Genomic DNA, 14,254 nt, shown 5'->3' on the forward strand with positions numbered 1-14,254 from the left:
GCGTCGCCACGCTTTTAGGGATAGGACTGACTGGCACGGGCGCTTGTTTGATATTGGCCTGGGTTCCTTTTGTTTCACAATGCTTGCAGCTGTATTTTAATCTAACGTGCTCAATCACACTGATTTGCGCCGGAATAAACTTAAGCTTCTCACTGCTGTCTTTCCCCATTAATGCCAGCTGATGGCCACAGCACTCACACTGCTTATCTTCATCACTGATGTCATGGATAATGATTTCACGTGGCAGGTCTTTAGGCAGTAATTTACGCTTAGCCTGTTTTTTAGGAGAAACAGACTCGTCTGCATCGGTTGCTAACTCAGCAAGCTCATCAACTGTGACTTCAGCTTCGTTAAACAACTCACCTTGATAGTCATGACTTTCACTGCTCGCCCCAAAACGCTGTTGCTGGGCTAAGCGAAATTGTTCAAGCAAACGCTGCACAGAGTGTTTAAGTTCGGCGATTTCAACGTCTTTCAACTCGATAACATTATCTTTAGCCGCCAACGTCTCAAGCAATAATTGCTTAAGTAAATCAACGTCATTGGGTAAGTTATCAGGGTTTAGTTTCATGGCATTATTATACCAAACATCCCCTTAGATAAGGCTAAAGCAGTGATCTAATTATTGAAAACAGCCTTCTCAATGGCGATCAATTAACTGTAATTCAAGCCGTTCACAGGCTGATGTCCCTGTACATCAAAGCCAGATAACAGCCAATGAAACTGTTGCTCAGATAAACTCATGCACTCATCAATACTTTTCGTCGGCCACTTAAACTTATCCTGCTCGAGGCGTTTGTACCACAGTGCAAAGCCGGTGTTATCCCAGTAGAGGATTTTTAATTTATCACGGCCTTTATTACAAAAGACAAACACACTGCCGTCGGTGGCCTGTAAGGATAATTGCTGCTCAACGATAACAGCTAAGCCATTTATCGATTTACGAAAATCCACCGGTTCACGGTGCAGATAAACACTGGGAAGCTCACGAAACATCAACATGCTTGTAGGCCTTTAATAATCTCAAGCAGGTAGAGTGGGGGTAAGGAACTGGGGAAAGTCCATAGCCCTGTATGATGCTGAAAATGGATAGCCTGCCCTGAAGCGGAAGGTTGAGCTTGGGTTGTCATCGCTGTCGGCGATGTCACGGTAGCCTTAACAAACGGCGCTATCTGTTGGGTGCCCGTTTTAGCCATGTCCGCTTTGCGGGCGTAAAACCCACTAAGACTAAGCTTGTGCACACGACAAAAATTTGAAATCGTTAAGCCGCTAGCGGATTGCTGTTGTATCAAAGCAGCCCAATCTTGATGTGAACGTGTAGCCATGTTAACTCCTGATTGTAATTATTAGTCGTTAAGATAAAGGCTCGATGAGCGCAGTTGAAGACGTACTTGCCCGGACGCATACAACGATAACAGCTAAGCCATTTATCGATTTACGAAAATCCACCGGTTCACGGTGCAGATAAACACTGGGAAGCTCACGAAACATCAACATGCTTGTAGGCCTTTAATAATCTCAAGCAGGTAGCGTGGGGGTAAGGAACTGGGGAAAGTCCATAGCCCTGTATGATGCTGAAAATGGATAGCCTGGGCTGAAGCGGAAGGTTGAGCTTGGGTTGTCATCGCTGTCGGTGAAGCCAGTGTTGCCTTAACAAACTGCGCAGTCTTTGGGCTACTCGTTTTAGCCATATCCGCTTTACGGGCATAAAAGGTACTGATACTGACCTGATGAAGTCGGCAAAAAGCGCTAATCGTTAAGCCACTGGCGGGGTGCTGTTGTATCAAATCAGCCCAATCTTCATGTGAACGTGTAGCCATGTTAACTCCTGATGTCATAATCAGTCGTTAAGATAAAGGCTCAATGAGCGCAGTTGAAGACGTACTTGCCCGGACGCATACTCTGCTATATAACAATAAACGCAAAAAAGTCACAACAAAGAAAATCTTGAAAAGACATAACGTTAGATGGAATTTTTGCAGGCCTTAATGCTTAAGGTCCAGTGTATGAGTCGTTAATATAGAAAACTAATAAGCGCTGCTGGAGATGGACTTGCCCAGACGCTTAGCTTATTTTTGTCTTATTTTAGATAAATACTCTTTCGCAACATGGTTAGAAGGATCAAAGGAAAGAGCTTTTGAGAAAGCAGTTTGAGCAGCGTCGACTTCATTAACGTCAATCATAAATAAACCTAATTTTAACCAAGTAACTACATCTGTAGGAAATCTTTCAAGGTAATCGAGATACACATTAACAGCGCTATTAAGCTTTCCTTGCAATCGAAGTATATGGGCATATTGCGGCATATACTGTTCACTATATCCAATTATTTTCTCAAGTGTTTGGCTCGCTAATTCTAATTCTAGAAGAATTAAAGCTAGTTTTAAGGTTAATTTCAAATACAATTCATCGTGCAAACCTTTATAAGTTTGTAACACATCCAATGCTTGACGAGGGTTATTCTGTAACAAAAGCTGATTCGAGTAAGCTAAATGATACAAATAATTGGTATCCTTATCAGTATCAACGAGAAGCGCTAAATTGCGTACCATATATTTTAGCCCTTCAACATGTTTTGTATGAACCAGATACAAAATTTTCTCTAAAACCTTTCTTGTCGCAGATTGACTTTTAACAACATCAATATACACAGTCGGCTTTCTTTCAAACTGTTCCTGATATTCTGACTTTAAAGATTCAATTACTTGTAAATTGCTTGATTCAAAAATAAAGCCTTGTCGTTCTTTAATCTTTAACCAACCAAACACTCTACCGGGTTGGTGGTCATCCCTCCACTGTTTAGCTAATTTAGTTACCTCGATATTTTGGGCTAGCTCTTGCAACCTTGACTTTATTCTTGAGATTGTTTTGTCTGTTTGTAGAATAAGATCGGATGCAATATCGTTAAAAGCACAGTAATAATCTTTCGACATTTCAAGTAAATGCTTTTGGTCCCAATCTTCACTTTTTTTAGTAGTCAAAAACTTTGAAAACTCGTAATAACCATAGAATTTAATCAATTTAGCAAAGTCAGCATAATTGGTATTTATAAATAATTCAATAGATTCCAACTTTTGCGATACTTCAAATATGGCTTCTAGCTCAGCATCTTCATAATTAACAGACTCTATACTAGCCAAAGCTTTGCTGGCTTTATCAGCTAGAACATTAAACACTTTGTTTGCTTGTTCAGTTTGGATTAATACGGCTTTATAATCTGCATGTAACTTTTTTTGCGGGTTAAGTTTAATAATCTTATCAAGCAGACTCAGCGGAGTTAAATCACATTCCGTAAGTTCAATATGTTGGAAATGTCGATGGGGAATACTGTCTATTTTTGTGGCATTTTCAGATAAATTTATAATTGAAACATGCGGATTATTTTCTGCATCATCGGCTAAAGATTCTGCTGCCATTTTCAATTGCACCACAGTCTCTGCAAAGTTACCAGCATAAGTTTGGACCCATTCACCAATAAAACCTAAATTAGGTCCCAAGCCCGTCTCTAGCGAGCCTTTTGCATGAGTAAAACCTGCTGGCGAAAAACAAAAATCTGACCCTGTTAATAACACCTGTTGGAACCCAAGGTTAATAGCTAAGTGAACAGATGTATTGGTTACGGTTGGGCCTACTGTTTGAATATTATCTCGGTCGGCAGTTTGTGACCAGGCTAATCGTGATCCCATATACAAAGAATACCCTTGCCATTGAGACAACAACCTAGAGCTCACATGATAGGCATTAACAAAAAGACACTTCTCGGCTAGCCTCATCATTCCTCGGTTAACTTCAAAACTAAAATCTTCTGGGTCGACAGACACAATTATATGAGGAATGATTCCCGCTTCATAAAGCTTACCAGCCACCCTTGATACTGCAAAAATAATTAACTTTGATTGATTATCTTTAATCCAACTAATAGTTTCATCTAAAGATGGACCTCCAGCTACGATAATAGCTGTCATATTATCAAACGAACCTTTTAATACAGATACAGGAGTATGATTCTCGCAAATATTTTTTAGTTGCTGCCTAAAAAATATTCTTTGTGTAAAACCAATACTCACCTCAAAAACAGCATCATTGACTAGTTTTTCCACATTAATAGCAAGACAAGAATATTGAAATAAATAATCACCCGAAGCAGCTAAAGAACGATGCAAGACATATTGGTTTTTAACGAGAAATATATTGATCCGATCATCATAAATTATTTTCTCAAACTCTGTATAATTACATACTGATACCTGATGTTTTTCTGGAGGGATATCAATATTTAGTAATTCAATTACCTCATCAATTTCAACAAAAAGGTATTGAGATCCTTTTGCTAACGGCATCGATAATACATAGTTAGCCAGTAAACCAGAGTCTAAGCCAATGATGATGTATAAAGTATCTTCTTTTTGGAAAGAAGACTTGAATTGCTTATCAAATAAGCTTTTAGAATCGAACTTTTCAAACATAGAGCGATTAATACTAGGCAAGTAATACTCATCAAAAGCACTGATCGCAAATACATTTAAAATCTCAGTTTCTGGCGGCATAAATATCCCATGTCCTTATTCCGTGAACGTTTTAAATGCTGACAAAATCGTATCACTGATTCTATCAACTAGTGAAGTCATAAAATATCGGTTAGTCTGCTCGCATTATAATTTTAATCAATTTTGCGGGTTGACCTGCAACCACCACATTATCTGGCACATCTTTTGTTACAACACTCCCAGCTCCGACAACACTATTACGCCCCACGGTCACACCGGGTAAAATGATGCAATTGGCTCCCAACCAAGCTCCTGTAGAGATCCTCACTGGCTTCACCTTTTCATGTCCTTGAAAATAAATCGCTAAAGTAGGATCTGAAAAGCAATGATTGGCAGTATAAATATGAACACCGGACCCCATTAGGACATAGTCTTCGATAATAATATTGGAGCTACTATCCCCATGTTCTGAAGCAAACAACATAGATAATGGCCTAATGATAACTTTTTTACCTATCGAGATATGCTGAGTACAAATAGCATAACTGCCATATCGCATTTCACTTCCATCATCAAACTTGGCGAATTTTTTTTGGCATAACCAATGACCAAGTCGTCTTGAATGTAGCAGAAAGTGCGTTAACGGTATATCAGGACCTATACGGTAGCTTGTAAACCAGAATTTAAATTTACTCAACATATTTAGAGTGAAAACCCATCATCTATAATTAAGTTCTGACCAGTCATGTATTGTGATTGTTCAGAAAGAAGAAACGAAATGGCTCCCGTCATATCCGTCGCATTCAACATCCCAGCCCCCATCGTTAGTTGTTTGTATTTGTCTAAAAATGCCTGAGGCTGCGAATCATATAATCCACCAGGGCTAATACTATTCACTCTAAAACGACTATCACGCATAAAACTCGAAAAGTATTTATTCAGATGTAAAATAGCCGACTTAATTGCCGCATACTCTACTGGCATAGTCATATTGGTGTTTTCATACACCTCAAACTTGGGGGCTACAACACCATAGATAGAGGAAATATTAACAATTGATAACGGGGAGTTTTGTCGCAAAAATAATGCTGCACTTTGCTGCATTATCAAAAAAGAAGCACCTAAATGAATAGACACATTATCGTTAAAACTCGCTAAACTAACGTCAAATAATTTTTTCCCATAATCTTTATTGCGAGGATAACTGCAGTTCACTACGCCATCGATACGTTGCTGATCATTAAAAAATGACACCACGTTAGCTTCGTTATTAACATCAAGGGATGTGATTTCAAGCTTACCTGCATAATCCGCGGTAAAATGAGTGAACAAAGATTCGGTTTGAATGTCTGTCGCAATCACCGCTGCATTATTGACTAAAAGTGCATCGACAACCACTTTCCCCAACAAGCCACCGGCACCTAAAACTAAAACTCGCTTATTAAACAGCATGTTTTACCCTTTCTTTAAAATGGCTTCCGCCAGCATAAAATCATAAATATCATCAATATCGATTGCGCGCTCTTTTGGCACTTCAATGCTGGTTATCTTGCCATCGAATAAATTTTTACTCGATAATACATATTTAGGCGTCGTGCTATAAACAACCGTTGTCATATCAAAAACTTCTGGTACATCTTGCCTTCTAGCGAAATTGCCCTCTAATGGATTAACAACTGATATCTGTCCAGACTCATACTTAACCACCATATTAAAATATGGGCTACGATTGGCAGGCGTTACCGAAATACAAGCATCAAAGGTGGGTAAACTATTGGGTGAATCGGGTAAAAGTGCAACAATTGCAGCAGATATATCTTCGCCACTTCGCAGTGGGCTTGTCGCAGGTAAACTCACTAGATAATCAAAGTCACCATATTTATCTTTTACCCACTGGCAGGCATGCTGCCACGATAGCCACTCAGGGCTGGTATCACTCGCTAATTCAGCTGGCCGAGTAATCACTTCCGCACCTGCTTGAGTTGCTATAGCAGCAATGTCAGTATCTTCAGTTGATACAAAAACCTTATCAATCATTGGCGACAAAATGGCACTTTCTATCGAATAAGTAATAAGTGGCTTACCGTGTAATAATTTGATGTTCTTTCTGGGTAATCCTTTTGACCCGCCCCGAGCAAAAATAAATCCATATGTTTTCATATTCGCCCTCTGTAACACGCTTGGTCTTTCACAGTATCGATTAATGCAATTGTTTTAGCTGCTTGTGAAACTGCCGAGTTATCGCTTAAATCATTATGAATTTGAGCAATAAATGACTCAAGCATGTCGAGATACATTATGTTCCTATCCCAAGTAGGTTCTGAATAAATCAATTGCGTTCCTTGCAGATTAAACACAGTGATACTGTTTTCAACTAAGTCCCATTCCACACGACCTTTATGCCCCATGAATTGGCATTTACGCTGCGGTATGCGCTGTAAAAAATCCATGTGGAGCTGACATATAATCCCTGAATCCGTAGATAAAGTTAAATCAGCTATCTCTTCAACATTTAAATTAAGCTCATTTGAACTACGTAATATTGCATGTTCAAATTGCAGATCACCCAATATCCATTGTAAGTAGTCCAACTCATGACTGAGCTCTAATAATACCCCGCCACCTAACTCTGCGTTGGCAGATACTGTAGATAAATAATTTATACTGGGGCGCCAATCTGGTAAGTATTGTCCAACGTTACAAGCGCAATGATAAATGTCACCCAGCAAATTACTGTCGATGATGGCTTTAAGCTTTAATGCTGCGGGCATAAAACGTAAACAATAACCAATGGCAACGGGGGTGCGATGTTCTACAAAAGCCACGACCAAAGCATTAGCTTGAGCCGTTGTCGCGGCGATAGGTTTTTCAACTAATATCGGAATATTAGCTTCAACTAACGGAATAGCATGCTGAGAGTGTAACGAAGATGGTGAAGCAATAATGACAAAGTCAGGATTTAGCAGAATAACCTCACTCATACTCGATAAAACAGCATCAGCATACTCTATCGGCAGAGTGATGCTTCTGCCACTGGCAGACAAGCTATAAACTTTTACCCCTGGTAAGAGCTGTTTTATATTTTTTCGGTGCCGAGTGGCAATGCCACCCAAGCCGATCACTACAGCGGAAATCATTCACTCATTCCTAATGCGCATATATCCGCTTGAGCACGATTAAAATCATCTAACCGACCGATATCTAACCAATACTCATGCAATGGGAACATTAACACATTACCGCCCGTTTGAATCTTATTGTCCAACAGGGTCGGCATATCAATCACTTGATTGACACTCACTTGTTTGATTATCTCTGGTGAGACGACATAGATACCTGCATTGACAAAAAAGCGTTGAGTTGGCTTCTCTTCCATACTCACAACAGTATTACCTTTGCCATTAATCACACCATAAGGAATTTGATATTCGTATTCTCTCACGCACATAGTCGCATGAGCTTCATTTTCATTATGAAAATCCAGTAAACGCTGAAAATCAACTTTTGTTAATACATCACCATTCATCATAATAAGCGGCAACGCAGGAATATCATCAGGCAGTAAGCCTAATGCTCCACCAGTGCCTAACGGTTCATCTTCATGGATATAGGTAATATTGACGTTGAGTCGGCTGCCATCACCAAAATAGTCTTTAATCTGGTCAGGCATGAAGTGAGTTGAAATATAAAAATTCACAAACCCAGCTTTAGCAAAATTAAGAATCGTCATTTCTAAAAGCGGTTTATTACCTACTTTTAGCATTGGCTTAGGGCAGTTATCTGTTAATGGACGTAAACGCATGCCAAAGCCACCCGCCATAATAAGCACAGGATTATCATAGTAAGGTTGATTCAACACCTGTTTTAAGGTTTGAAGACCTGCCACTTTTCCAGCTTTAATCAATGGAATAGCTAAAATACTTTTTTGCTCCATTAAGCGGATGAGTTTTTGCTTGGGCGTATCAAACGTCGCAATAATTGGATTGCGGTTCATTACGAGAGCCACAGACTGGTCAAGAGTAAGGTTGTTTAATAAAGCTCGTCTTATATCACCGTCTGTAACAACACCTTGCAGTTGATCATTGTCATCGACAACCAAAGCAACTTGCAGAGCATGAAGGTTAATGATTTCTAAAGCATCACGAATAGACTGTTTAGGTGCTAAAGCAACATCTTTCCAATGCTTTTTCATAACATTTCATTCCTTTTTATGATTAATGCTCTGTGCCCATAAACAATGGCTTTATCTTCAATATTTTTTGTGACTGTAGCACCAGCGCCAACAATGACATTTTTACCAATATCAACACCCTGTATAATACAGGCATGCACGCCTATATGAACATCATCTTGTGTAGTTACATTGCCGCAAAGTGTCGCGCGAGGTGCAATATGGTTATTCGCACCAACATTACAGTCGTGCTCAATTATAGCACCGGTATTAATAATACTGTTTTCACCAATATACGCACCCGTTTGGATAATGGCTCCAGACATAACTTGCACACCCTGTGCCAAATATGCAGATGAAGATACAATCGCGTGTGGTGATATAACCGTTGCAAAACTAAAACCTAATTTAGAGAAAAATGCCGCCACTTTTTCTCGGTTATTTTGTTTAGGTAAACTACCCAGCCCATTCACCAAAAGCACATCATCGGGATTAAATTGACTTATATCGCCATCATCACTTGAGTACTGTATTGATTCAAACAGCTGATTATTATTTTTATCAGGTGAAATATATGCAATAACATTACACCCGTTAAGCTGGAGTAAATCCATTAATACGCTTGCGTGGCCACCAGAACCAATCATGATTAATGGCTTATTCATCGATTAAATCCCCTGACTGATAGCATTTTGATGCAACTTGGCCAGAAGTAAGCTGCCAAAATATATCCGGAGACATACCACTTCCGGGCCTTTTTATTGTCAAATTACTGACATTAAAAGGTTCTCCTTTTTTTATATCGGTTTGTGCCACAATACTTTTTCGGGCAATAGTTATATTTTTAGCTTCCGAAATAGTGGGATTTTTTACACCGTTACCTAAGGCTTTTTCAACTTGCCTGATCGATTCCACCATCATTTTTAATTGCAAAGGTTCGATAGAGGCACGATGATCTGGACCAGGTAAGGAGCAATCTAGCGTAAAGTGTTTTTCAATAACCACAGCCTCTTTAGCCACTGCCGCAATCGGAATAGTAATCCCCTGGCTGTGATCTGAATAACCAACAGGCAAACCGAAACTGCGTTTCAATGTATCCATGGCATTTAAATTAATTTCATCAAACGGTGCAGGATATTCTGTGGTGCAATGTAAAATGGTCACTTTTTCGGATAGTACTTGTTGACCCACATTAGATTGAAAAGCCAGCTCAAAGTCTGCCAATGAAGGTTGACTATCAAGTGGAGCTATATAACCAAAAGCAATGACTGCTAAGGTGTTTCTGACTTCTTCTAACGTAGCCATGCCAGTTGATAAAATAATATCTAATCCTGTACGAGCATGCTCTAACACAAACGGACTATTGGTTAATTCACCTGATGGAATTTTCAATCGCTTAACTTTAATTTCATCGACTAAAAACGCTAAGCTTTCTGAATCAAATGCTGTTGATAAAAATTCAATATTTTTTGAAGCGCAATATTCAAGTAATTGATGGTGAGCGTCGTAACTTAATTCAAGGCGCTTTAACATAGCTAACTGCGACTCTTGATTACCGGTAGCCTCTATTTGATATTGAGCTTTACATGCATCAGCGGTCACTAGGTTTTTCGCTTTAAATGTTTGAAACTTTACAATATCAGCACCAGCATCAACAGCCACATCAACGAGCTTAAAAGCCATTTTAAGTGAGCCATTATGATTAACACCTGCTTCTGCTATGACTAATACTGGCTTCATTTTATAATCTCTTTTAGCAACATAAACGCTTCTGCTGAATCACAACCAGCTTGTACACCCCTTATGTGTCCCAAAGACTTAATAGCCTTTATACTTCGCGGAAATGGAAATTCATCAATCTCAGATTTATACAGTTTCAAAATTGATATTTTCTCTTCCACATAAGCAGAGATATCCACAAATATATTAGGGCTAAACATTGTATTCCCTGGCTTGATATTGAAATCAGTTTCAGACAAAGTTTCATAAGCTAATATTTTTTCAATGAAAGGGTATCTAAAAGATTTAGTAGTCGAAGCAACAACATCAAATACCACTTCATGGTCACTGTGAACATCATTTCGAAATGGGGTATAGACTATTTGCGGCTTTACTTGAGTCATTACTGCAGAAAAAACATCAACTAAATTGCTTTTTGATTCTGTGTCTAATAATGCTGGCGAAAATGATAATTGATGGACCGATTTAAAACCATATTGCTGAGTAACTGCCAACACTTCATCTTGCCGCGTTAGTATCACTTCTTCTGAATAACCGCAAACAGAGGACATCTGAGTTACGATTAGCCAATGAATTTCATCACCATTTTGTTTGTGCTTTAATAAAGTTCCACCACAGCCAAGCGATTCGTCATCCGCATGAGGAGCAACTACTAAAACGCTTTTATTCAACATATAAAGGGTCCTCAGGTTTATTCAGAAGCGATTTAAAATCTATTGATTTTATGAGATTATGGGCTTTATCCGCTGAATGGCCATCACCATAAATATTAATAACACGCTCCATTTTCACAGTGAACTCAGCTGAAGCGATTTCATTTAATCCAGCTTGAATAGCCTCTATTGATGTGTCCACAAACAAAACATTATCCGAACAATCTCGCCCTCTTTGGCGTAACCCGACATTTAAACAAGGTATTGGGATACTCGCAGATTCAAGCAAACCCGCTGATGAATTACCCACAATGATATTGCATGCACTAAAAAGATTAAGAAACTGACCTCGAGGTAAATTTCCATATAGTGTTATTTCAGAGTATTTGGCCGCTAAACCTGACAATGTTGAAATAATTATAGCGTTGCCAGGATCACTATTTGGCGAGCCGATAAAACAATGATAACCATTTTTTATCAAAGTCATTAGCATGTTAGTGATAATATCAAGGGCTTCTATTATTTCATCTTTTATAGGGTGAAAAATAACCAACGCAGCAGGTTTGTCGACAATTCTACCCGCAATGAGATCTTTTATACCCGCGATCGGTACAATATTTTTAAACTTATCAAGTGCAATACTTCCCACATCAAAAATTCGATTTGAAGGCTCTTTTAACGCCAATAAACGTGCTTTGTGCAAAGCTGTACTGACAAAGTGCACCGTTGATAACTTACTTACAGCATGACGGATAGGATTGTCTATATAACCATCACTAGCATGGTCTCCACCATAAAAATGCAAGGTAGGAATAGATAAATAACCACCCAGTAATGCCCCAACCATGACATCTTCTCTATCACCGGCATAAATAATTAAATCTGGCGAAAAAGCGGCAACAGCATCGACAGCCGATAACAATAAAATGGATGCGCTTTTAAGTCTAGATTTAGCCGTATCACTATTAATTAAACTATCAATCTCAAGAAGCACATCAAAACCATCACGATGAATATCATTAACCGTATAGTCATGTACTGCCGAGTTATGTGTGCCACCAACTAATAATTTCAATTCAATATCAACATCATTATGTAGTCGAGCATATAAAGGACTTAACAAATCATAATCAGACCGAATAGACGTCAGCGCTAAAATTTTCATCAAAATATATCCGACATCGACATCTGTACAAAGATATTTGGCGCGGTTGCCAAATTAAAAGTTCGATACCCAAAGCGGTACGGAAATGAAGTATTCACGCCTTCAGGTAACATGTCATCTTCTTGGATAGGTAAAATAATATTGTAATCTTGTTCAAATGATAAATCGTGCAAACTTCCTCCTGCACCTAAGTGCATTATATCTGAAACACCCTCCAAAGGTTTCACTCCTAATCCATTGATATAATTCCATTGCTGATTAGGTTTATGGGTTCTCCAGTATCTAATATACTGCTTTTCCATATTTAGCGTTAAAGAATCAGCTGTTTTCACTCGGGCAAGTTTTTCGGTAGCAAAATCAATTGATGGTTTAGTAATTTGCATCACTCGGTATTCATCCGAAATGACCCACTGTAGTCGCCTTATAAATCCAGGTGTCGAATTTTCATTGGGAAAACCAAATACCATTGCTGGTTGATTAAATGCTTGAATATAGTCATATACACGCTCAGCTAACTCTTGAAACAGTCCGTGTTTTCGGTAATTGACTCCCACCATTGTGGTCATGGATAAAAAGCCCAAAACAGATCCACTTTCAGACTCTAAATTCATCGGGACAACTGCATAATGACCAATCAACTTTTTACCATCAAAAGCCATCGACACTATAGGATCACCAAATGGATTATCTAAATAAGCCCATTGCCATAACTCTTTTGACAAAGGTTTTTCGAAAGACTCCAAAAACAACTCAGCAATGGCATCATAATAATTGATCAATTCATCTTTGTCGGTGACATCAATAATTTTAAAATCATGACTCATCATTTTTTCTACCCTTGTGGTTTAACATTAGTCTCAACGTCATTTGGATTTATCAAATACTATTTATCTAAAATTAAGGCACTACTAGGAATGTTAATAAGGCGCTGAGAAAGCCATTCCGAATAACTTAAGTCGCCTCGATGTGCATTCTTAAACATAGGCAGATGATGCATTAACATCCAAACTGGACGAGTCATCACTCCGCTATCATTAGTCTCATTGAGTAATGTATTTCTCGACTCGAGGCTTTTGCATATCACCGCATTGAGCCAATAATTAGACTTTGCATAGCTAGGTTCTTCAACAAACTTGATATCAGAACCTGCAAAAAACTCTCTGTATTGAGTCGCAAGTAACCTCTTACTTGCTAGAAAGTCATCAATAACTTCCATCTGAGCGCATCCCAAAGCGGCATTCAGATTAGGCATTCGATGATTAAACCCTGGTTCATCATGATAAAACTCATAAACATGAGGTACTTTGGCTGTCGTGGTAATGTGCTTTACTCGTTTGCCACTTTGCTGATTAGCGCAAAGCACCACTCCCCCACCACCGGTAGTAATAATCTTATTGCCATTAAAGCTAATGGCGCCATATTCGCCCATAGTACCAGTGTGTTTATCCTTATAAACCGAACCTAAACTTTCAGCGGCATCCTCAACCATAATCAGCTGCCATTGATGACAAATAACTAGCAACTCATCCATTTCAGCAGGATGACCAAATGTATGCATTGGCATAATTGCTCTTATCCGTTGTCCTGTAAGTTTATGAACACAGCCTTTATCCGTTAAACTGGCATACTGGTTAAGATATTTTTCTAACGCATCAGGGCATAAACTTAAGCTAGTCTTTGATACATCGATAAATATAGGCTCTGCACCTAGGTGGTAAATAACATTACAGGTGGCTACAAACGTTAAAGCCTGAGTAAAAACTAAATCACCGCGTTCAACTCCGGCCATATATAATGCTGTCTGTAATGCTGCGGTCCCGTTAACAACCGCAACCGCTTTAGCTGTACCTGTAAAGTGTTCTATTTTGTTTTCGAATTCATCAACATACTTACCAACACTAGACACAAAAGTACTGTCAATGGTATCTGTCACATAGCGTTTCTCATTGCCTGCAAATGTTGGCGCATGCAAAGGAATAAACTGATCTGTTTTATAAATATCACGAATAAACTGACAAATATGAGCTGATTTCATCTA

Annotated in this window: 16 protein-coding genes; all 16 read right to left on the bottom strand. The window is 38.8% G+C overall.

Going from position 1 to position 14,254, the window contains the following annotated elements; translation table 11 throughout:
* A partial coding sequence (locus AC19MX_RS01905; RefSeq protein WP_498296430.1) for a transposase occupies positions 1-571 on the bottom strand: 571 nt, incomplete at its 3' end.
* Positions 572-654: 83 nt separating this feature from the next.
* On the bottom strand, positions 655-1,002 hold the full coding sequence (tnpB, locus tag AC19MX_RS01910; protein ID WP_498296432.1) for an IS66 family insertion sequence element accessory protein TnpB: 348 nt from the start codon (positions 1,000-1,002) through the stop codon (positions 655-657).
* Entirely contained in the window at positions 996-1,325 is a 330-nt protein-coding gene (tnpA, locus tag AC19MX_RS01915) for an IS66 family insertion sequence element accessory protein TnpA (RefSeq protein WP_498296434.1), read from the bottom strand. The genes tnpB and tnpA (AC19MX_RS01915) overlap by 7 nt, the downstream gene beginning before the upstream one ends.
* A gap of 165 nt (positions 1,326-1,490) precedes the next feature.
* Positions 1,491-1,820: an IS66 family insertion sequence element accessory protein TnpA gene (gene tnpA / locus AC19MX_RS01920; RefSeq protein WP_432405627.1), complete on the bottom strand. Its 330-nt coding sequence runs from the start codon at positions 1,818-1,820 to the stop codon at positions 1,491-1,493.
* A gap of 249 nt (positions 1,821-2,069) precedes the next feature.
* Entirely contained in the window at positions 2,070-4,547 is a 2,478-nt protein-coding gene (locus AC19MX_RS01925; protein WP_432405623.1) for a 6-hydroxymethylpterin diphosphokinase MptE-like protein, read from the bottom strand.
* Between the two features lie 91 nt (positions 4,548-4,638).
* A complete protein-coding gene (locus tag AC19MX_RS01930; RefSeq protein WP_498296436.1) occupies positions 4,639-5,046 on the bottom strand; it encodes an acyltransferase in 408 nt (135 codons plus the stop codon).
* Between the two features lie 143 nt (positions 5,047-5,189).
* A complete protein-coding gene (locus AC19MX_RS01935) occupies positions 5,190-5,939 on the bottom strand; it encodes an oxidoreductase (protein ID WP_432405617.1) in 750 nt (249 codons plus the stop codon).
* A gap of 3 nt (positions 5,940-5,942) precedes the next feature.
* Positions 5,943-6,647, bottom strand: coding sequence for an acylneuraminate cytidylyltransferase family protein (locus tag AC19MX_RS01940; RefSeq protein ID WP_432405614.1), 705 nt, complete (start codon positions 6,645-6,647; stop codon positions 5,943-5,945).
* Positions 6,644-7,624, bottom strand: coding sequence for a Gfo/Idh/MocA family protein (locus AC19MX_RS01945; protein ID WP_432405609.1), 981 nt, complete (start codon positions 7,622-7,624; stop codon positions 6,644-6,646). Before AC19MX_RS01945 ends, AC19MX_RS01940 begins: the two co-directional genes overlap by 4 nt.
* A complete protein-coding gene (locus tag AC19MX_RS01950) occupies positions 7,621-8,679 on the bottom strand; it encodes a nucleotidyltransferase family protein (protein WP_432405605.1) in 1,059 nt (352 codons plus the stop codon). The genes AC19MX_RS01945 and AC19MX_RS01950 overlap by 4 nt, the downstream gene beginning before the upstream one ends.
* Positions 8,676-9,323, bottom strand: coding sequence for an acetyltransferase (locus tag AC19MX_RS01955; RefSeq protein ID WP_498296438.1), 648 nt, complete (start codon positions 9,321-9,323; stop codon positions 8,676-8,678). Before AC19MX_RS01955 ends, AC19MX_RS01950 begins: the two co-directional genes overlap by 4 nt.
* Positions 9,316-10,398 carry an N-acetylneuraminate synthase gene (gene neuB / locus AC19MX_RS01960; RefSeq protein ID WP_432405599.1) on the bottom strand — a complete coding sequence of 361 codons (1,083 nt, stop codon included), beginning with the start codon at positions 10,396-10,398 and terminating at the stop codon, positions 9,316-9,318. Before neuB ends, AC19MX_RS01955 begins: the two co-directional genes overlap by 8 nt.
* The gene (locus tag AC19MX_RS01965) at positions 10,395-11,072 is read right to left on the bottom strand and encodes a PIG-L deacetylase family protein (protein ID WP_432405596.1); all 678 of its coding nucleotides are present in this window, start codon (positions 11,070-11,072) and stop codon (positions 10,395-10,397) included. The genes neuB and AC19MX_RS01965 overlap by 4 nt, the downstream gene beginning before the upstream one ends.
* A complete protein-coding gene (gene neuC / locus AC19MX_RS01970; protein WP_432405594.1) occupies positions 11,062-12,216 on the bottom strand; it encodes a UDP-N-acetylglucosamine 2-epimerase in 1,155 nt (384 codons plus the stop codon). The genes AC19MX_RS01965 and neuC overlap by 11 nt, the downstream gene beginning before the upstream one ends.
* A complete protein-coding gene (locus tag AC19MX_RS01975; RefSeq protein ID WP_432405591.1) occupies positions 12,216-13,043 on the bottom strand; it encodes a GNAT family N-acetyltransferase in 828 nt (275 codons plus the stop codon). The genes neuC and AC19MX_RS01975 overlap by 1 nt, the downstream gene beginning before the upstream one ends.
* Before the next feature lie 56 nt (positions 13,044-13,099).
* Entirely contained in the window at positions 13,100-14,251 is a 1,152-nt protein-coding gene (locus AC19MX_RS01980) for a LegC family aminotransferase (RefSeq protein ID WP_432405587.1), read from the bottom strand.
* Between the last annotated feature and the right edge of the window lie 3 nt (positions 14,252-14,254).

It is taken from the genome of Shewanella sp. MF05956 (assembly GCF_059758055.1).

What these genes read in the sequence shown, in the direction of transcription:
- tnpB (WP_498296432.1), bottom strand. Translation starts at nt 1,002, where the DNA reads ATGTTGATGTTTCGTGAGCTTCCCAGTGTTTATCTGCACCGTGAACCG.
- tnpA (WP_498296434.1), bottom strand. Translation starts at nt 1,325, where the DNA reads ATGGCTACACGTTCACATCAAGATTGGGCTGCTTTGATACAACAGCAA.
- tnpA (WP_432405627.1), bottom strand. Translation starts at nt 1,820, where the DNA reads ATGGCTACACGTTCACATGAAGATTGGGCTGATTTGATACAACAGCAC.
- AC19MX_RS01925 (WP_432405623.1), bottom strand. Translation starts at nt 4,547, where the DNA reads ATGCCGCCAGAAACTGAGATTTTAAATGTATTTGCGATCAGTGCTTTT.
- AC19MX_RS01930 (WP_498296436.1), bottom strand. Translation starts at nt 5,046, where the DNA reads ATGCGATATGGCAGTTATGCTATTTGTACTCAGCATATCTCGATAGGT.
- AC19MX_RS01935 (WP_432405617.1), bottom strand. Translation starts at nt 5,939, where the DNA reads ATGCTGTTTAATAAGCGAGTTTTAGTTTTAGGTGCCGGTGGCTTGTTG.
- AC19MX_RS01940 (WP_432405614.1), bottom strand. Translation starts at nt 6,647, where the DNA reads ATGAAAACATATGGATTTATTTTTGCTCGGGGCGGGTCAAAAGGATTA.
- AC19MX_RS01945 (WP_432405609.1), bottom strand. Translation starts at nt 7,624, where the DNA reads ATGATTTCCGCTGTAGTGATCGGCTTGGGTGGCATTGCCACTCGGCAC.
- AC19MX_RS01950 (WP_432405605.1), bottom strand. Translation starts at nt 8,679, where the DNA reads ATGAAAAAGCATTGGAAAGATGTTGCTTTAGCACCTAAACAGTCTATT.
- AC19MX_RS01955 (WP_498296438.1), bottom strand. Translation starts at nt 9,323, where the DNA reads ATGAATAAGCCATTAATCATGATTGGTTCTGGTGGCCACGCAAGCGTA.
- neuB (WP_432405599.1), bottom strand. Translation starts at nt 10,398, where the DNA reads ATGAAGCCAGTATTAGTCATAGCAGAAGCAGGTGTTAATCATAATGGC.
- AC19MX_RS01965 (WP_432405596.1), bottom strand. Translation starts at nt 11,072, where the DNA reads ATGTTGAATAAAAGCGTTTTAGTAGTTGCTCCTCATGCGGATGACGAA.
- neuC (WP_432405594.1), bottom strand. Translation starts at nt 12,216, where the DNA reads ATGAAAATTTTAGCGCTGACGTCTATTCGGTCTGATTATGATTTGTTA.
- AC19MX_RS01975 (WP_432405591.1), bottom strand. Translation starts at nt 13,043, where the DNA reads ATGATGAGTCATGATTTTAAAATTATTGATGTCACCGACAAAGATGAA.
- AC19MX_RS01980 (WP_432405587.1), bottom strand. Translation starts at nt 14,251, where the DNA reads ATGAAATCAGCTCATATTTGTCAGTTTATTCGTGATATTTATAAAACA.